Annotated in this window: 17 protein-coding genes; 6 read left to right on the top strand and 11 right to left on the bottom strand. The window is 62.4% G+C overall.

The window, feature by feature from the left end; translation table 11 throughout:
- The first annotated feature begins 228 nt into the window (after positions 1-228).
- Positions 229-717 carry a hypothetical protein gene (locus tag AC0L2M_RS01690; RefSeq protein ID WP_473533869.1) on the top strand — a complete coding sequence of 163 codons (489 nt, stop codon included), beginning with the start codon at positions 229-231 and terminating at the stop codon, positions 715-717.
- 251 nt (positions 718-968) lie between these two features.
- The gene (locus AC0L2M_RS01685) at positions 969-1,760 is read left to right on the top strand and encodes a transporter substrate-binding domain-containing protein (protein ID WP_473533868.1); all 792 of its coding nucleotides are present in this window, start codon (positions 969-971) and stop codon (positions 1,758-1,760) included.
- A 73-nt stretch (positions 1,761-1,833) separates the two neighbouring features.
- Here AC0L2M_RS01685 and AC0L2M_RS01680 read toward each other — a convergent pair whose 3' ends face one another.
- Together AC0L2M_RS01680 and mutY are read right to left on the bottom strand one after the other, a co-directional pair.
- Positions 1,834-2,445, bottom strand: coding sequence for an HAD family hydrolase (locus tag AC0L2M_RS01680; protein WP_473533867.1), 612 nt, complete (start codon positions 2,443-2,445; stop codon positions 1,834-1,836).
- A 45-nt stretch (positions 2,446-2,490) separates the two neighbouring features.
- Positions 2,491-3,627: an A/G-specific adenine glycosylase gene (gene mutY, locus AC0L2M_RS01675; protein ID WP_287245003.1), complete on the bottom strand. Its 1,137-nt coding sequence runs from the start codon at positions 3,625-3,627 to the stop codon at positions 2,491-2,493.
- Between the two features lie 55 nt (positions 3,628-3,682).
- On the opposite strand from mutY, the gene AC0L2M_RS01670 reads away from it, so the two are divergent.
- From AC0L2M_RS01670 to AC0L2M_RS01655, 4 genes are all read left to right on the top strand, one after another.
- The gene (locus AC0L2M_RS01670; protein WP_023802726.1) at positions 3,683-4,183 is read left to right on the top strand and encodes a DUF721 domain-containing protein; all 501 of its coding nucleotides are present in this window, start codon (positions 3,683-3,685) and stop codon (positions 4,181-4,183) included.
- A 130-nt stretch (positions 4,184-4,313) separates the two neighbouring features.
- The gene (locus tag AC0L2M_RS01665; protein WP_287358019.1) at positions 4,314-5,060 is read left to right on the top strand and encodes a DsbA family protein; all 747 of its coding nucleotides are present in this window, start codon (positions 4,314-4,316) and stop codon (positions 5,058-5,060) included.
- Between the two features lie 117 nt (positions 5,061-5,177).
- Positions 5,178-8,636, top strand: coding sequence for a chromosome segregation protein SMC (gene smc / locus AC0L2M_RS01660; RefSeq protein WP_473533866.1), 3,459 nt, complete (start codon positions 5,178-5,180; stop codon positions 8,634-8,636).
- A 171-nt stretch (positions 8,637-8,807) separates the two neighbouring features.
- Positions 8,808-9,791, top strand: coding sequence for an NAD-dependent epimerase/dehydratase family protein (locus AC0L2M_RS01655; protein ID WP_473533865.1), 984 nt, complete (start codon positions 8,808-8,810; stop codon positions 9,789-9,791).
- Between the two features lie 116 nt (positions 9,792-9,907).
- On the opposite strand, the gene AC0L2M_RS01650 is transcribed toward AC0L2M_RS01655, so the two are convergent.
- The 9 genes from AC0L2M_RS01650 to AC0L2M_RS01610 all read right to left on the bottom strand — a co-directional run bounded on the left by AC0L2M_RS01650 (position 9,908) and on the right by AC0L2M_RS01610 (position 18,744).
- Complete coding sequence (locus tag AC0L2M_RS01650; RefSeq protein WP_473533864.1) at positions 9,908-11,137, bottom strand: Fic family protein; 1,230 nt, start codon at positions 11,135-11,137, stop codon at positions 9,908-9,910.
- A 417-nt stretch (positions 11,138-11,554) separates the two neighbouring features.
- Complete coding sequence (locus AC0L2M_RS01645) at positions 11,555-12,385, bottom strand: BtpA/SgcQ family protein (protein ID WP_473533863.1); 831 nt, start codon at positions 12,383-12,385, stop codon at positions 11,555-11,557.
- Positions 12,382-13,290, bottom strand: a complete 909-nt coding sequence (locus AC0L2M_RS01640) for a PfkB family carbohydrate kinase (RefSeq protein WP_287341588.1) — start codon at positions 13,288-13,290, stop codon at positions 12,382-12,384. The genes AC0L2M_RS01645 and AC0L2M_RS01640 overlap by 4 nt, the downstream gene beginning before the upstream one ends.
- A gap of 3 nt (positions 13,291-13,293) precedes the next feature.
- Complete coding sequence (locus tag AC0L2M_RS01635; protein ID WP_128245136.1) at positions 13,294-14,064, bottom strand: glutamine amidotransferase; 771 nt, start codon at positions 14,062-14,064, stop codon at positions 13,294-13,296.
- A 19-nt stretch (positions 14,065-14,083) separates the two neighbouring features.
- Entirely contained in the window at positions 14,084-15,193 is a 1,110-nt protein-coding gene (locus tag AC0L2M_RS01630; RefSeq protein WP_287227444.1) for a phosphotriesterase family protein, read from the bottom strand.
- Between the two features lie 4 nt (positions 15,194-15,197).
- Positions 15,198-16,208 carry an ABC transporter permease gene (locus AC0L2M_RS01625; RefSeq protein ID WP_287227442.1) on the bottom strand — a complete coding sequence of 337 codons (1,011 nt, stop codon included), beginning with the start codon at positions 16,206-16,208 and terminating at the stop codon, positions 15,198-15,200.
- On the bottom strand, positions 16,205-17,002 hold the full coding sequence (locus AC0L2M_RS01620) for an ATP-binding cassette domain-containing protein (protein WP_128245138.1): 798 nt from the start codon (positions 17,000-17,002) through the stop codon (positions 16,205-16,207). Before AC0L2M_RS01620 ends, AC0L2M_RS01625 begins: the two co-directional genes overlap by 4 nt.
- Positions 17,003-17,075: 73 nt before the next feature.
- Positions 17,076-18,014 (bottom strand): ABC transporter substrate-binding protein, encoded by a 939-nt coding sequence (locus tag AC0L2M_RS01615; protein ID WP_473533862.1) that lies wholly within the window; start codon positions 18,012-18,014, stop codon positions 17,076-17,078.
- Positions 18,015-18,132: 118 nt separating this feature from the next.
- Entirely contained in the window at positions 18,133-18,744 is a 612-nt protein-coding gene (locus tag AC0L2M_RS01610; protein ID WP_473533861.1) for a cupin domain-containing protein, read from the bottom strand.
- Between the last annotated feature and the right edge of the window lie 242 nt (positions 18,745-18,986).

The following is an 18,986-nucleotide window of genomic DNA, read 5'->3' as shown; positions in this document are numbered from 1 at the left end:
GGAGCTAACCGAAGCGAATCGTGCCCGGAACGGGTCTTCGGCTTACGCGTTGCAACGTGGAGGTGACGGCAGGCGTGCATCACGACGCGCTGTTGGGTTCCCATCCAATTGTTGCCGCGATCGGACATGCGAAGCGCGCGGCAGTCATCGAAGAAAGAAAACCCCCATACATTCGTCATGTCCGCGGCGATGGGAGTGCTGGCACGACGTCGATCCAAAGGAAAGTAGATGAGTGCGTTCTCTCTTTCATCGGACGGGAAACTTGCGATAACGGCGAGCGAGACGTCGTCCAAAAATGATTTCGACTATTTGGTGGGCAACTGGAACATCAGGAATCGTACGTTGAAGGAACCACTGGCCGGCAGCGACGAGTGGGAGGAATTCGACGCGACCGAGGAGTTCCGCCAAATCCTAGTGGGTTTGGGCAACTTCGACATTTTTCATACGGAGTTGGGAGGAAAGCCGTTCGAGGGCCTCACCGTGCGATTGTTCGATCCAAAGACGCGTCTCTGGACGATCTACTGCGCCGACAGCAACGCGGGCAAACTCGACGACGGAAAGGTGGGCTCGTTCAATGGCGACGAAGGCGAATTCTTCGGCCGTGAGGTTGTGGCCGGCAAGGACGTTATCGTGAAATTCCACTGGGATAAGCGCAACCCGAAAACCCCAATTTACAGCCGTGCGTTCTCCGCTGATGCAGGCAGAACGTGGGAATAGAATTGGTACTCGAAGTTTTCACGACGGTGACTGACTGAGTTGGCCCAAACTAAATGCCGCTCCTTCGCGTGCAGCCAAGAGGAATCCCGAGCCGGACTCTTATGTCAGGTGGGTACCACTGGCGCGGGTAGCCGGTTCGGGTTTTCGGCGCCGCCGGAGGATCACGGTGAACGATTCCCCAGGAAGAGTTATTGACCTTTGCCCACCGTTTCTCGAATGCTCGATTCTCTTATCCATCGGAGACCAGATCCATGAAAGCTCTTGCCTCGCCGTTTGTCGTCGCCCTCGTCATGGGTTTGTTGGCCTCTCCGGCGATTGCGCAGAACACCGGCGCAGAAAACCAGCTTGATGCGGTTATCAAGAACGGCAAGCTGCGCGTCTGTACGACCGGCGACTACAAGCCCTTCACCTTTCATGACAAGCCCGCGAACAACTACCAGGGCATCGATATCGATCTCGCAAAATCTCTGGCAAGCTCACTAGGGGTCGAGGCGGACTTCGTGGCGACTACCTGGAAAAAATTGCTTGCCGATTTTACGACCGGCAAGTGTGACATCGCGATGGGCGGTATTTCGGTGACCTTGGAACGCCAGAAGCAGGTGTTCTTCAGCGAGCCCTATCTCGTCAATGGCAAGGCACCGATTGCGCGCTGCGAGGACGAGGCGAAATTCCAATCGATTGCCGACGTCAACAAGCCGGATGTGACTGTGATTGTTAATCCCGGCGGGACCAATGAGAAATTCGTGCGTGAAAAACTCAGTGACGCTAAAATTGAGATCTACCCGGACAACGTCACGATCTTCCGCCAAATCCTTGACGGCAAAGCCGATATCATGATCGCCGAATCGGTCGAAACCGAGTTGCAGGAGAAACTTCACCCCGGCCTTTGCGCGATCAACCCCGAGAAGCCGCTCCAATATGGCGAAATGGGTTATATGCTTCCTGAGGGTGCCGTTGTCTTCAAGGCCTATGTCGACCAATGGTTGCATCTTGCCAAGGCGACGGGTGAGTTCGATCGCATCTACGCTTCTCACGTCAAGTAGCGCCCGAGACGGATCCAATGGCAGCGCCGTGGACCGCGCGTCTCAGCGACTGCGGTCAGGCCCGTCACAGTGATCACACTCTGACCCCCAGGCGATCGAGGTCCGCCTCGAGTGTCTTTGCGTCGGTGAACAGCACCGACTGCCAGCCGGCCGCCTTGGCGCCGTCGACATTCTTTTGGCTGTCGTCGATAAACAGCGTGGCCGCGGGCTCGAGGCCGAACGCGGCGACGTGATGGTCGTAAATGCCGCGATCCGGCTTGATCATGCCGATCTCGCCCGAAATGGTCACACCGCGCGGGCGGTTGAGGAAGTCGAAACGCTGCCGGGCTTCGGCAAGCGTGTCGGACGCAAAATTGGTCAGCATGGTGACGTCGTGGCCGCTCTCGATCAGCTTGTCCATGAGTTGGACGCTGTCATCGTAAGCGTGCGGAACCATCTCGTGCCAGAGGCGGCGGAAGTTGCGGATGTTTTCGGCGTGGTCCGGGTATTCGGCGATCAGCAACGCCTCGGCCTCTTCCCAGGTGCGGCCGCGGTCCTGCTCGATGTTCCAGTCATGCGTGCAGACATTGTCGAAAAACCACTTTCTCTCCTCGGCATTCGGAATGATACGGCTGAACGGCAGGTTCGGATCGTAGTGGATCAGCACTCTGCCGATGTCGAAAACGATGTGGCGGATTTCGGTCATTCTTGTCCTCGTTCAACGCAGTTCAAATGGGGCGACGTGGGCGATTCAATGTGCGCGCTGCTTCTTCGTCGCGCCCGGTATCGCTGCTTCGATTACCTTTTTCATGACGGTGGGCAGTGCTTCGCCGGAAATTTCGTCGGCCAGCGACCAGAAATGACCCGCTGGGGCGGCGACATCGGCCATCGCTTTGAAGATTTCGAGTTCGAGCGCGAAATGGGTGAAGACATGGCCAATCCGGCCGGCTGGCCTCCAGTTGCCGGGGAATGGCGCCGCCGCGTCCGTGGTGGCGCCGTCGATCCGCGCGGTCCAGCCGGTCGTCGGCACTTCGGTCATGCCGCCGAGCAGGCCCTTATCCCCACGTTTGCGCAAAAGGACGGCGCCATCGCCGCGTACGGCAACGAAAGCAGCCCCGCGCCGCAATGGTTTCTCGCCCTTCGGCAGGCGGACAGGGAAGCGTTCGGCATCGCCGGAAATAATGGCGCTGCAATCCTCGCGCAGCGGGCACAGCATGCAGCGCGGCCGGCGCGGCGTGCAGATCGTCGCGCCAAGATCCATCATCGCCTGGGCGAAATCGCCCGGCCTGGTCGCTGGAACCATGCGCTCCACATAGGTGCGTATGTCGCCCTTGGCCTCGCTCAGCGGCGTGACGATCGAAAACAGCCGGGAAACCACCCGCTCGACATTGCCGTCGACGACCGCGGCGGGCTGGTCGAAGGCGATCGCGGCGATCGCCGCCGCTGTGTAGGCGCCGATGCCGGGCAGCTCTCTCAAGCCAGCTTGCGTATCCGGAAACCTGCCGCCTTGCCGCGCGACGAGATTGGCGCAGGCCTTGAGATTGCGCGCGCGGGAATAATAGCCGAGTCCAGCCCAGGCCTTCATGACATCTTCGGTCGCTGAAGCGGCCAACGCCTCGATATCGGGCCATTTCTCGACAAAGGCCCGGAAATAGGATTTTACCGCTTCGACCGTGGTCTGCTGCAGCATGACTTCGGAAAGCCAGACCCGGTAGGGATCGGGCCGCATGCCGCGTGCCAACTCGCGCGGCGCAATGCGCCACGGCAAGTCGCGATGATGCGCGTCGTACCAGGCGAGCAGGCGGGACGCGATCTCGCCACTTTCTCCGGATGCGGCTTTGCCGCTGTCTCCGGATGCGGTCTTGCGGGTCTGGTCGTGCAGTGCCATTGATCGAGGACTGGCCTAACCGATGCATGGTGAAGGTCGTGACTGGAGAACGCACATGGCAGGGAAAAGGCCCTTCGGCAATCCCGTTCCGGTGAGTGATCTCGCAACCCAGATCCTCGATCCGGTGCTGCGCAAGCGAGCCGGCATGTCGATCGGGCTCGTCCAGTCGTGGGAGGAGATTGCCGGGCCGCGGCTTGCCAGCCGTTCGCGCCCCGAAAAGATCCAGTGGCCGCGCCGCATGCATGAAGATGATCCGTTCGAGCCGGCGGTGCTGGTCATCGCCTGCGAAGGCATGGCGGCGCTCCATCTGCAGCACGAGACCGGCGAGATCATCAACCGGGTCAACGCCTTCCTCGGCTTCAACGCTATCGGTCGGATCAGAATCGTGCAAAAGCCGGTCACGGTTGACAAAGGCCGGCTTAAACCAAGCATCCGGCCGCTGACCGCGGCCGAGAAGGTGAAGCTGTCAGGCACTGTCGGAATGATCGAGGATGATGGGCTGCGCGCCTCGCTGGAGCGGCTCGGCGCCACCATTCTCGGTCAAAAGAAAACATAATCTCGCGCTTTCGTGATCGCGTAGCCAAGTTTTGGCGATTGGAATGGGGACGGCGATGCCTTAATTCGCGCCAACTCTCGCCTTTTCTAGCCTTTGCATTGCAAAATCCAACCATTGTCAGGTGATTCGTATGCCCCGTCTTTTGTCCCGCAGAAACCTCCTGTCGTCACTGGCCGCCATTCCGGCGGTGGCTCTGCTCGCCGCCTGCAGCGACTCGGGCGAGAAAGCCGTGGCGGAGGATGTGAAGCCTGCGGCCCCCGCCGATGCGATGACGCCGGCCGATCCGGCAAAGCCGGCCGCTCCGGCCGCGGCCAAGGCGCCTGAGGCCCAGGGCACGGTGGACATGGCTGCCTTGCTGAAGCCCGGCGCACTGCCCGACATGCAGCTCGGCAAGGACGACGCGAAGGTCGCCATCGTCGAATATGCCTCGATGACCTGCCCGCACTGCGCGCATTTCCATGAAACCACCCTCCCGGCGCTGAAGACGAAATACATCGATACCGGCAAGGCCCGCCTTATCCTGCGCGAGTTCCCCTTCGATCCCAGCGCCGAGGCCGGTTTCATGCTGGCGCGCTGCTCCAAGGACAATTATTTCCCAATGGTGGACGTTCTGTTCAAGCAGCAGGCGAACTGGGCAGGTGTCGCCAATACCAAGGACGCCCTGCTACAAATCTCCAAGATGGCCGGTTTTACACAGGAGTCGTTCGAGGCCTGCTTGACGGACCAGAAACTTCTGGACGATGTGAGGTCGGTCCAGAAGCGCGGCGCCGATGAATTCAAGGTCGACTCGACGCCGACCTTCTTTATCAACGGGAAGACCTACAAGGGGGCGCTTTCGATTGAGGAAATCTCGGCCATTATCGACCCTCTGCTCTGACGTCTCGGCAGCGCCGAAGCGGCTGCGCTTCGGCGTGCGCAACTTTTTGTTGCGCCGCGAGTTCTTGTCGCCAAACCGCGGAACACTTTTGCAGAACCCGCTTTTGGGGCGGCGCGAATGAAATTCTCGCGCCTTCGCCTGCTCGGTTTCAAGTCGTTCGTCGAACCCGGTGAGTTCGTCATCGAACGCGGCCTGACCGGCATCGTCGGCCCCAACGGCTGCGGCAAGTCGAACCTTGTCGAGGCGCTGCGCTGGGTGATGGGCGAAAGCTCGTACAAGAACATGCGCGCGTCCGGCATGGACGACGTCATCTTTTCCGGTTCCGGAACGCGTCCGGCCCGCAACACCGCCGAAGTCACGCTTTTCCTCGACAACAGCGACCGTAGCGCGCCCTCGGCCTTCAACGACGCGGACGAGTTGCAGGTTTCGCGTCGCATCGAGCGCGAGGCGGGTTCGCTCTACCGCATCAACGGCAAGGAAGCCCGCGCCAAGGACGTGCAGCTGCTTTTCGCCGACCAATCGACCGGCGCCCGTTCGCCCTCGATGGTCGGGCAGGGCCGCATCGGCGAGCTGATCCAGGCCAAGCCGCAGGCGCGTCGCGCGCTACTGGAAGAGGCGGCCGGCATTTCGGGCCTGCACACACGTCGCCACGAGGCCGAACTGCGTCTGAAAGCGGCCGAACAGAATCTGGAACGGCTGGACGACGTCGTCGGCGAGCTGGAAAGCCAGATCGAAAGCCTGAAGCGCCAGGCTCGCCAGGCCTCGCGCTTCAAGAACCTGTCGGCCGATATCCGCAAGGCTGAAGCGACGCTGCTGCATCTGCGCTGGACGCTGGCCAAGACGCAGGAAGGCGAGGCGCGCTCGGCGCTGGCGATCGCCACGGCACTGGTGGGCGACCGCGCCGCCGCCCAGATGGCTGCCGCCAGGGAGCAAGGGATCGGCTCCCATCGGTTGCCGGACCTGCGCGACGCGGAAGCCGCCGCCGCTGCCGCCTTCCAGCGCCTGTCGATCGCCAAGACGCAGATCGAGGAAGAAGCGGGCCGTATCCGTGCCCGCCAACTGGAGCTCGACCGCCGGCTCCAGCAGCTCGACGGCGACATCGTCCGCGAGGAGCGGATGGTCCGCGACAATGCGGATATTCTTGATCGCCTCGCCGCCGAAGAAGCCGCGCTCAACACCGAGAACGCCGGCGCCGCCGACCGCGAGGCCAGCACCCGCGCGGCGGTCGAACAGGCTGCGTCGACGCTTGCCGCCAGTGAAGCCAAACTCGCCGGGCTGACCGCCGAACGGGCGGAGGCCGCCGCTTCCCGCAACCAGATCGAACGAACGCTGCGCGACACCGCGGAGCGCCGCGACCGTTTCGCCCGCCAACTCGCCGATGTCGACCGGGAATTGTCCGATATCGCCTCCAGGGTCGCCGGCCTGGCCGATCCTGCCGAGAAGCAACTTCTGGTTGAACAGGCGCTGGCGCTGCTGGAGGAAACCGAAGCCGCGGCGATTGCCGCCGAACAGGCTGTCGCCGAGGCGCGCGTGGCGGAGAGCGCCGCCCGCCCGCCGGTTCAGGATGCAAAGGCCGAGCTGGCGCGAATCGAAACCGAGGCCCGCACGCTGGCCAAGATCCTGAATACCGCGAGCGGCGACCTCTTCCCGTCCGTGCTGGAGCAGATCAGCGTCGAGCGCGGCTACGAGACGGCGCTGGGCGCGGCCCTTGGGGAAGATCTCGACGTGCCGCTCGACCGCAGCGCGCCGGTGCATTGGGGCCAAAGCGAGGTCCAGCCCGGCGACGCCGCTCTGCCCGAAGGCATCAAGAGCCTTGCCAGCGTCGTCCGCGCGCCGGCGCAACTCGCCCGCCGATTGGCGCAGATCGGCATCGTCGACGCTGCTGAGGGAAGACGGTTGCAGGCGCAGCTTGCTCCCGGGCAGCGGCTGGTCAGCCGCGAAGGGGCGCTCTGGCGTTGGGACGGTTTCACCGCCAGCGCCGACGCGCCGACCGCCGCCGCGCAGCGGCTGGCGCAGAAAAACCGGCTGTCCGAGCTCGACGCCGAGGCGGTCCACGCGAACCGCATCCTGCGCCAGGCCGAACAGGCCCTTGCCCATGCCGAGCAGGCGCTTGCCCAAGCGAGCGAGGCCGAGCGCAATGCCCGTCAGGCCGGGCGTGATGCCCAGCATGGGCTGGACGCCGCCCGCAACGCGCTGGCCGAGGCCGAAAAGGCCGGCGGCGAGCTGTCGAGCCGACGCGCCGCACTTGACGAGGCGCGCGCGCGCGTCGTCGACAGCCATGAAGAGACGGCCGCGGCTTTCGTCGAGGCCGAGATGCTGCTGCAAAGCGCTCCCGATCTCGGTGATCTGCAGTTGCAGCTCGATCAGTCGGCCGCCAACGTCGCTCGCGACCGCGCCACCCTTGCCGATGCCCGCGCGGTCCACGAGGGCTTGAGGCGGGAAGCCGAAGCGCGCACGCGCCGCCTCGACGCCATCGGCGCGGAACGCCGCAACTGGCTGGAGCGCGCCGAAAACGCCTCGACGCAGATCGCCGCACTCGGCGAACGCAAGGCCGAGGCCGAGGTCGAGCGCGAAAGGCTGGCCGACGCACCCGACGAGATCGACGCCAAACGGCGCGCCTTGCTGTCGCAGCTTGCCGAAGCCGAAAGCCTGCGCCAGGCCGCCGGCGACCGGTTGCAGGAAGCGGAAAACAAGCAGTCCGAACTGGACAAGGCCGCGACATCAGCGATCCAGTCGCTGGCCGAGGCGCGCGAAACCCGAGTCCGCGCCGAAGAGCGGCTGACCGCTGCCGATGAAAGACGGCTGGAGGTCGAGGCGCGCATCCAGGAAACGCTGAACACGCCGCCGCATCTGGTCATCCGCCACACCGGCCTGGAGGCCGACCGCCCGATGCCGGAGATGACTGAGATCGAGCGTCAGCTCGACCGGCTGAAGATCGAGCGCGAGCGGCTCGGCGCCGTCAATCTGCGCGCCGAGGAAGAGCAGAAGGAGCTGTCGGACCGGCTGGAGACCATCGTTTCAGAACGCGAGGACATCATCGAGGCCATCCGCAAGCTGCGGCAGGCGATCCAGAGCCTGAACCGCGAAGGCCGCGAACGGCTGCTGGCTGCCTTCGACGTGGTCAATGGCCATTTCCAGCGGCTGTTTTCGCATCTGTTCGGCGGCGGCACGGCGGAACTGCAACTGATCGAGTCCGACGATCCGCTCGAGGCCGGTCTCGAAATCCTCGCGCGGCCACCCGGCAAGAAGCCGCAGACGATGACGCTGCTTTCCGGCGGCGAGCAGGCGTTGACGGCGATGTCGCTGATTTTTGCCGTGTTCCTGACCAATCCCGCGCCGATCTGCGTCCTCGACGAAGTCGACGCACCGCTCGACGATCACAATGTCGAGCGTTTCTGCAATCTGATGGACGAAATGGCGGCCACCACCGAGACGCGCTTCGTCATCATCACGCACAACCCGATCACCATGGCCCGCATGAACCGGCTGTTCGGGGTGACCATGGCCGAGCAGGGCGTCAGCCAGCTCGTGTCGGTCGACCTGCAGGCGGCCGAGGCCCTGCGCGAGGCGAGCTGACGCGTCGACCGCACAGCTTGTCGGTAGCGCCTGTTGGGGCTTTCGGCTAAAACACGAATTGGACTGGGTCGGTTCCGTTCATTCTGATGAGCGTTTTGATGTTGCCATGATCCTCTCCGAAATCGATCTCGATTTCGCGATCATGTGCCAGCATATGCGTGGAGAACCTTGTTGCCTGTACTTGTCACCGGAGCCGCAGGATTCATCGGCAGCCATGTTTGCCATCATCTCCTGAGCAGGGGGGAAGCGGTCGTCGGCGTCGACAACATGAACGACTATTACGACCTGGCGCTCAAAAAGGGGCGCCTCGCCCGCTTGCAGCCTCACAAGGATTTTTCATTTCACCAGATCGACATCGCCGAACAGGACGCTCTTGCCGACGCTTTGGCCGGGCAAGGCATAGTCAGGATCGTCCATCTCGCCGCACAGGCGGGTGTGCGCTATTCACTCGACAATCCGAGGCTCTATGTCCGTTCCAATGTTGTCGGCCATCTCGAAGTGCTCGAATTCTGTCGCGCGCAGCCCGCATTCGAGCATCTGGTCTATGCCTCGTCGAGCTCGGTCTATGGCGGCAACCGCAAGGTGCCGTTCAGCGAGACCGATCAGGTCGACAAGCCCGTCTCGCTCTACGCCGCCACCAAGAAGTCCGATGAATTGATGAGCCACACCTACGCCCATCTCTTCGGGGTGCCGCAGACCGGCTTGCGATTTTTCACCGTCTACGGTCCCTGGGGCCGGCCCGACATGGCCTATTGGATATTCACCAAGGCAATGCTCGAAGGCAAGCCGATCCGGGTGTTCAACAATGGCGAGATGTGGCGCGATTTCACTTATGTCGAGGATGTGGTGAGAGCTGTCGTTGCCGTGCTCGACAAGCCGCCATCGGCTGAAGTTCCGCCGAGCAGGCTCTACAATGTCGGCAACAACCGGCCGGTGCGGCTCGGCGATTTCGTCGACACTCTGGAAAAACTGCTCGGCGTAAAAGCGATCCGCCACAGCGAGCCGATGCAAAGCAGCGATGTCGAGCGGACCTATGCCGACATGACTGCGCTGGAGCGCGATTTCGGCTTCAAGCCGAGCGTTTCGACAGAAGACGGGCTGAAAAAATTCGTCGACTGGTACCGGTCGGAATGCGCTGGATCAACGACAAGGTGACTGCGGCCTGCGGGTCGTCGCGGTGCGCGCCTTTCTTCCTACGACCCCAAGGCCTCGAATCGTCACGGCCGTCACTGTCATCCTCAAATAGAAATGGATGGTTCCTGAAATTCCACTCACCTGAAAGACAGTGACGGTGGTTCTGGGACATCGACTTCGGCATCGGTGAAGAGATTCGGAAACAGCCGTTCCCTGAAATCGAGAGGAAAAGCGATCCGGACCGGTGCCTTCGGAGTATCAGATTTCAGGAAACCGCGGTGGACGAGTTCCGACAACGTGTTCCGTGCCGTGCGCTCGGATGTCTTCAGCACCAAATTGGCCTCGCCACGCGGCAGCCTGCCGTGCCGCAATACCGCCGCCACCAGATCAGGCGCCCGTTTGTCGTCAACGATATCCTTCACCAAGGCGCGATAGCGGGCCTCAAGCCCTCTGAGGTCGAACATGGTGATCGAGAACCGCACCTGGTCGAGCGCGACTGTCAGGAACCATTCGACGAAATCCTTGAGTGCTGATTCCGAAAGATTTCCTCGGCCGTCGCGGTCGCCCTGTCTGGGACTGTCTGCGTAATCCATCATGCGCTTGTATTCGCCGCGATCTTTCAACCCACGAGCGAGTCCACGAGATATCGACCATAGGCCATTGCCGCCGATTCCGGCCTTGAGCGCCATAGCGTGAGACATCAGGCGACTGACGCGGCCGTTCCCGTCTGGAAAAGGGTGGATATAGTTGAGGCGGTGATGAGCTGACGCAATCGCGATGATACGCAGGCTGGCCTGCTTTTCGGTCATCGCGTACCGTTTCTCGAAGTGCTCCATAAAGGCCAACACCCTGTCAGACGATGGCGGCTGATGGCGGCCAACAACAACATCATGCTCTGGAGACGACCGGAACTCGCCAGGCACGATCTCGGCCCTGGTGCCGTCGGGTTTGTCGACGAACCGGAATTCCTCCGGCATCTCGTCGTAGAAGACGCGATGAACCCGCCGGATGAAATCGATCGAAGTCGGGCTCGGCAACTCCCCACGCAAACCGAGGCCGTCAATCATCCTCTGAACTTCGACATGCGCCTTGGCCTCCAAGGCGAGAGATCGGCGTTCAGGGTCAATCTCGGCTCCGGCCAATGCACTCTCGATGTCCCGAGGTCGGGTTTTGTGACCTTCGATCAAATTCGAATAGTAAGAATTCATGACGCGCACGAGATCGGCCAGTTCGGCAGCCGATTCCGGATGCAGGGCTCGTCCGAGTTCATCGGCCGCCTTTTGCGTCTCGATCGCGAGATCGGCCAGGACGGTCGGTACCGCGTCGTCAAAAAACAGCGGCTCAATGCGGGTAGGTGTTTCAAGCATTCTTGCCGATCTCAATCGTCTCTCAATCACCTGCAATGTAAGGCATTTGAGGCCATAAGTCAGCACAATTGCCGATATCGGTTGCCGATCTCAGGCCGGCGATCAAGCCGCGAACCCGAAATGTCCCAAGTGGGCGGCCGGGCAGGGCGCGACTGGCTCCTGGAAATCATAAGTTGCCGAGCGGCGCCAGACGGTCGCGCCATCGCAGACGAACCGCTTGCCCGGGCGAGTTGTCCGCGTGTCTTCGTCGACGGTTCTCGATTGATTCCTCCAGCCGTTTGCGGCGAACCGGTCGTCGCCTCCATTCGAAGCCCCGCAGCTTCGAGCAGCCGGATGGGCTCTGCAGGTCAGCCCTTCCGTAACCAAGCCCAAGCGCGCGAAGCGATAGATTCGATTCACGCGTGTCTCAATGGCTTGTCATCGCCTCAGCCCGGCCATGAAGGTCTTTACTCGGGCAGGGTCGACCTGGTTCCACCAGACGCCGTCATGCTTCAGCGCACTGGCGATGATGATCCCATCGACGATGCCAAGGATATCGTTGGCATTGTCGGACGTCACGCCGCTGCCGACCAGCGTCGGCAGGCCGGCGGCCTCTTTGATCATGCTGATATAGCTCAGATCCGCAGCGTGCCCGGTGCGTTGACCGGTCGCAATGATGGCGTCGGCGTCGAAGAAGACCAGATCCTTGACCAGTTCCTCCACCGGGCGGTCGGCAACGATCGCGTGCGCGCCGTGCTTGACATGCGCATCGGCGAAAACGCGGATGCCGTTGGCGCGCAGCTTGGCGCGGTAGCGTGCTGCGCGACCCGACTCGCCCTCGACAAAGCCCTCATTGGCGACATAGGCATTCGCCCATTGATTGACGCGGATGAAGCCCGCGCCGGAGGCGCTGGCGATCGCAAGGGCAGGGATCGCGGCGTTAGCGAGCACATTGATGCCGATCGGCTTGCCGAACTCGCGGCGGATACGGTCGGAAATAACCGCCATATAGGCCGCTGTCTCCGGTCCGATATCGTCAGGTTTGGCAAACGGGATGTCGCCATGATTCTCGACGATCACGCCGTCGCATCCGCCATCGAGATAAGATCTCGCATCGTCAAGACCGCGCTGATAGATCGCCTCGACCGCCTCGCCGTCATAGCGCGGCGCGCCGGGGAGCGGCGACAGGTGAACGACGCCGATCACCACCTTGGTGCGGCCGAAAAGTTCTACGAGCGCGTCGCCGCCTGATTGACCGAGTTGGGTCATGAGAGCTCCGTTTGATCGATGAGCGCCGCCATTTCAGACGCGGAAGGACAGGATATCAATGTGCCCGGGCGAGTCACCGCAATTGCGGCAGCCGCGAGCGCGAACTTCAGCGCCGGGGCAACCGACATTGCCTTGGCAAACCCGCCGGCCAGACAGCCGCAAAAGACATCGCCGGCGCCGCTGGTGTCGAGCGCCTCGACACGTGGTGCCGGCAAACGAAACGATCCTCCCTGGTCCGGGCCAAGGGCGAGACAGCCTTCCGCACCGAGCGTGATCACGACTGTCTCGGCGCCTTTGGCCGCCAGCGCGTCGGCGGCGGCTGCCATGTCATCCTGGCCGGTCAGCGCTTTCGCCTCGGATTGATTCACCACCAACACCTGCGCCAGGCCGAAGTCAGGCAGAGCCGCCGCATCGATAGGGCTGGCATTCAGGACGGTGCGCGCGCCATTTTCCTGTGCTGCCCGCAGGCAGGCATCTATCGCGGCGCCTCGCAGGTTTCCTTGGCAGACAACGATGTCGCCAGACGCGATTCGGCCCGCAAGTGCGGTTTGTGCGATCGGATCGAACGCCTCGCTGCAGGCGACGCCGCTGACGATGAAGTTCTCGCCGCCGGCCCCAATGACGATGGTCGAGCGGTCGCTTGGCAGGTCGAATTCAATCGCCTCGAGGTCAGACAACTCCCTGTCGAGGCGGCTCCTGATCCATGCGCCTGCGCGGTCCTTGCCGAGCGCCGTCCAAAACGTTACCGCAGCACCCGTGCGCGCGGCCGCAACCGCCTGGTTTGCTCCCTTGCCGCCGAGGCCGTCGGCGTAGTTGCGGGCGTTCAAAGTCTCGCCGGCGGCGGGGAAGCGGCCGACGCGAAAAATTGTGTCGACGCAGGCATTGCCGACGACATGGATATGCATTGCTCAGTTCTCACCGGTCGCCCAGCTCAGCATCTGCTCGAACAGGGTTTTGTAGCCATTCCAGGCGATGAACTCCGGTGGCAGCCAATGCGGCCCGACATCGGATGTCCAGGCCACAGTGCGGCCCTTGCCATAGTGGCCGGTGACGAGCAGCGGCAGCGAGCCATAATCCGACGACACGGTTGCCAGGACTTCCGCCCAGTCTTTCAGCGTCACCTCGTTGAAGCCGAGCAGGACTGGCCAATCCGAACCGAGACCCCTTAGGATCGGATGGTCCGAGGAGCCTTTCAGGACAGGCGAAAACCCTTCCGGCACCTCGACGCGGTCGTCGAAGGCGAGGCAGTTGACCGGCAGCACCTCCTCGACAGGCGTCTTGCGGTAGCGCGCGCCGCCATTGATGCCCTGGAAACTGTAGTAGCCGCCGAACATCAAAAGCCCGCCGCCATCGCGCACATAATCGCGCAGCAGCCGCAGGCGGTTCGGCGTGGGCTTGGAGTGAACCCAGGTGTCGGGATGCAGAAGCAGCGTGTTGGCGCCGATGTCGGAGAGCACCACCGCGTCATAGGCCGAAAGCGCCTCCATTGTTTGCGGAAAGCTGCGCTGTGCCTCATGCGCCGGCATGAAGGTCACGTCGAAGTCGGTCGCCTTCAGGGCCGTCAGCAATTCGTCCGCCCCGGTGTGGTAGGTGACCGTCGGAAACTGGTCGAAGCCTTTGATATGGGTGGCGGTCGACACCCAGGATTCACCGGCAAGCAGGATCTTTTTCTTGGACATTTGAACTCCGTCGTAAGTCTCAGCCGTAAGTCTGGGCTTGATTCTGCCGCGAGAACACGGCTTTCGGATTGGCGATCAGCATGCGGTCGATGGCTGGCTGCTCGACGCCATGCCGTTTCAGGCGCGGTATGAAATGCTTGAGGATGTAGCCGTAGCCGAAACCGCCGAAGCGGGTCAGCATGATCTTGAGGAACACATCCTGCGACAAGAGCAGGCGATCGCCGAAGCCGGCCTCGACAAGCGTGGCGATTGCCCGCGCGTTCTCTTCGTCGGAGGGCGATTGCGCGTCCTGATCGGCATAATAATAGTCCATACCGATCATGTCGTATTCCAGGAACGCGCCGCGCCGGGCAAGGCTTGTCTGGTAGTCGAGATCATTGTGGCTGGGGTTCATGTGGCAGAGCACAGTGTGGCGAAGATCGGCGCCCTCCGCCTCCACGACATCGAGCACATCGTGCGCCAGCCGCTCCCAGCCGGGCAGGTGGATCGACAGCGGCACGCCGGTGATGCGCGAGGCCCGCGCCGAAGCTCGCAACGACTTTCGTTCCTCCGATGTAAAATCTTTGCTGACGCCGATCTCGCCGATCAGGCCGGCCAGGATCGGCGGCTGCGTCTCGCCACCGCCGACGTCGTTGACGATGAACTCGGTCACCGCGTCGACATCCATCGCCTTCAGCCATTCGGGATGGGTGTGCTCCAGATAGAAGCCGGTGCCCATGACGATCTTCAGGCCGGACATGCGGCTGATACGGGCGAGCTTTTCCGGCTCGCGGCCGATGCCGATATTGGTCGCGTCGACGACGGTGTGGCCGCCGAGCGCGCGATAGCGTTGCAGCTCAGACAGCGCCAAGTCACTGTCATCGAGCGAAACATTGTCGCGATTGACGTAAGGGTTCATGCGCAATTCGCCGATGATCTCAATGTTCACCGGCTGCTCGGCGAGCGCCATGTCGTCGGGGTGACAGGGACATTTCCAGCTGCGCGCACCGTCGAGCAAGATGTGCTCGTGCATCAGCGTGACGCCCATTTCTTCGACCGGAACGGGGCCGAGCACGGTCATCACATGACCGGTTTCGACTCCGATCGCCAGCCTCTGCCTGGGAGCCGCGTCATCGAAAAGATCACTCATGGGCTCAACGGCTCCGCACGGCGCCGCGGAACAGGCGGAAGTTCAGCCAGATGGCGATCAGGATGATCGTTCCGGTGACGATCGGCGTCAGGAAAGGCGACAGATGCGCCAGGATCAGGCCATTGCCGATGACGGCCACGGTAAGCGCGCCGAGAACGGTGCCGACGATCGTTCCGCGGCCGCCGAACAGGCTGGTGCCGCCAAGCACGACGGCAGCGATCACTTCGAGTTCAAATCCTTGTCCGGCATTCGACGATCCGGATCCGAGCCGGGCAGCAATGATGATCCCCGCAAGAGCTGCCGCGGCGGCGGAAATCACGTAAACGAAAAGCGTCGTCAGCCGCGTGTTCACGCCGGCGCGCCTGACCGCTTCGGCGTTGGCGCCGATGCCGGTCACGTAGCGGCCGAACGGCGTCTCGTTGAAGGCGGTATAGGCGATCGCCAGGATCGCCAGCGCGATCAACGCCGGCGCCGGCACGCCAAGCAACCAGGCGCGGCCCAGCACCGTGAAAGGGCTGCCCGGCTCGATGGGGATCGAGTAGCCGCCGGTGATCAGCAGCGCCACGCCGCGGATCACCGAAAGACCGGCAAGCGTGACGATGAAGGCCGGGATGCCCTCATAAGCGACGAAATAGCCCTGCACCGCGCCAAGCAAGGCTCCCAGCGCAAGCATGGCGAGGATGACCAGCGGCCATGGCAGGCCCAACTGCAGCAATGTCGCCGACAACGTTGCCACCAGCGCCAGCACGGAGCCGACCGAAAGATCGATGCCGCCGGTGGTGATGACGAAGGTCATCGCTGCGGCGACTATCAGCAGCGGTGCCGACTGCCGCAGGATGTTCAGCAGATTGGGCGCCGTCAGAAAGGCGTCCGTCGCCACCGAAAAGATGACGCTAACGATAAGAAAGAACAGCGCGATCGACACGACGCTGCCGTTGGCGAGCACCGCATCTCGCCATGTGCCTGCGCGGACCCTTCGAGACTGCGCGGAGCGAGTCGAAGTCGCTTCGCTCATGCTGGCGCTCCATCGCGATAGGCGTTGGTGGCCGAACGAGCGTTGAACTTGCGGCCCACGATCAGGTTGACGACATCCTCGATATTGGTTTCGCCGATCAGTCGCTCGGCGACGTTGCGTCCTTCGTACATGACCTGAATGCGGTCGCATACGAGGAACAGATCCTGAAGCCGGTGGGTGATCAGGATGACACTGACGCCGCGGGCGCTGACGGTGCGGATCAGGTCCAGCACAGCCTCGACCTCGGCGACGGCGAGCGCCGCTGTCGGCTCATCCATAATCAGCACGGACGGCTCGAACGAGGCGGCGCGGCCGATCGCGATCGACTGTCGCTGTCCGCCGGACAGGTTTTCGACCTTGAGCCGCGTGTCGGCGATAACGATGCCGAGACGGTCGAGCATCTGGCGCGTTTGCTCATGCATGCGCTTCTTGTCGAGAAAGGAAATGCCGGCGATGCGGCGGCGCGGCTCGCGGCCGAGAAAGAGATTGCCGGCGACGTCGACCGTGTCGCAGAGCGACAGATCCTGATAGACCATCTCGACGCGCGCCGCACGCGCGTCCGCCGGCGAAGTGAAGGTCACCGGCGTTCCATCGATCTCGATCGTGCCGGCATCGGGAACCACCGCTCCCGACAGCACCTTGCTCAACGTCGACTTCCCGGCGCCATTGTCGCCAACCAGCCCCAGGACCTCGCCCGGCCTCAGCACCAGCGACACGTCATCGAGCGTCTGAATGGCATTGTAGCGCTTTGAGATGCCGCTCATCCGCACCCGATAGGTCTCGCCACTGCTCATCTTGGATCCCACGGGATTGCAAGCGTCCGCGGCGTAGCCCTTCGCGGCGCCGCGGACGGGTCATCGATGCAGTCTACTGAAACATCGCGCGGTATTGTTCGACGTTGTCCTTGGTCACGATCGTCACCGGAATATTGATGATCGGCTCGACCGTTTCGCCCTTCTTGAGCTTGACCAATGCTTCGACAGCGGCCTTGCCTTCGCCGGCCGGGTCCTGCTGGACGACCGCCACCACCCAACCATCGTCGATGCCCTGAATGACCTGCTTGGTCAGGTCCCAGCCGAACACCTTGACGTCGCCGGTGCGGCCTTGGCTGGTTACGGCCGAAACTGCGCCGAGCAACGCCGGCTCGCCGGTCGCATACAGCGTCGTCATGTCGGGATTGGCGGTCATCAAATTCTCCGAAGCGCTCATTGCGGTCTCCTGGACATTCTGGCCGTCGACCGTGTCGAGGAAGGTGATCGCCAGGCCGCTGTCGGTGACCGCCTTCTTGAAGCCGTCGAGCCGCTGGTTCTGGATGAACGAATTGAGCGCGCCGACAACGCCGATCTTGGCATTGCCGCCCATTTCCGACTTCACATAGTCGGCGTAGAATTTGCCGATATCCTCGCCGGCCTTGGCGTTGTCGACGCCGATGAACGCAATGTTGTCGCCGTCGGGGATCTGCGCGTCGATGGCGATCACGGGGATGCCGGCCGCCTTCGCGGCGGTGATTGCAGGCTTGACGCCGTTCACGTCGATGGCGACCAGAATGATGCCGTCGACTTTCTGTGTGATGTAATTCTCGATCGCGTCATTTTGCGCGCTCGGCACGTTGTTGGCATTGAAGATGACCAGCTTGGCGCCGGCAGCGTCGGCTGCCTTCTGCGCGCCCTCGTTGATCTGGTTGAAGAACAGGGCCTGCTGGTTGATGTTGACGAGAGCGAACGTATCGGCGAACGCCGATCCCATCGCTGTCGAGCAGATGGCCAAGACGGCGGCGCAACGGAAGAGAAATTTGAACGGACGCATTTACGGTTCCCCTTGCTTGCGGGCCAAACCTGTTAGGCTGGCCGTTGGTACTACAGGCACGAGGCAAACATTCAAGAGACTTGAATATTTGTCAACGAATTTGATCTCACAGCGGCCGTCAGAAGGTCGCTGGTGTGTTGACCCAAAAAATGCTGGCTCTCTCCTTGCCGATGTTGCGGTAATGGTGCGGCAACTCCGACCTGAATACGAACGCATCGCCCGTGGCGAGATCATGGCTCTTGCCATCGACGATCAGCTTGATCCGGCCGGCAAGCACGTAGCCGACTTCCTCGCCGACATGCTGGATGGGACCTTCGCTCTCACCCTCTGCCTCGATATGATGGATGTTGCACTGCAACAGGTGTCCGGGCGAATATGGAATGATGCGTTCGAGCGAGATGCCCTCTCCGCGCCTCAGCGCGTCGAGCGAGATCAGTGGCCGCGCGCCTGCGCGGAACACGATCGCCTCGTCGTCGTCGACCTGTTCGAACATCCAGCCGATATTGGTCTCCAGAACTTCGACCAGGCGGTGAAGCATAGGCAGGGATGGCGAAGCCTTGCCGTTCTCGATCTTGGACAGAAGGCTTTCAGAGCAGTGCGCAGCTGTCGCCAGCGTCTTCAGCGTCATGGCCCGCGTCTGGCGGGCGAGGCGCAACCGCGTTCCAAGCCGCGCGGCATTTACGGTGGCGTCCGCTTCGGACCCCGGCCGTCGCCGATCGATTTTGTTCATCCGTTCGCCAACCATTCAACGGGACAACTGTCGCGCGAGCAAAAGACAGCCGCGACCGATTTGCAAGTGGTGATCTGTCAATTTCGACCTGGCCGGGCCTCGACCGGTTTTGATAGCACGGATAAAGCAACCCAGCGTCAAACACTCGCCGTCCACAGCGGCATCGGCCGTCTCTCGATCGAACCCGGCGCCGACTGGATCAAAAAGCGTTCCTGCGTTGTTCCGTCCCGATGTTCGAAGGG

This window comes from Mesorhizobium sp. WSM4806 (genome assembly GCF_055811635.1).
Note: the sequence above shows the minus strand (reverse complement) of the source record. Positions and strands in the feature narration are given on the sequence as shown.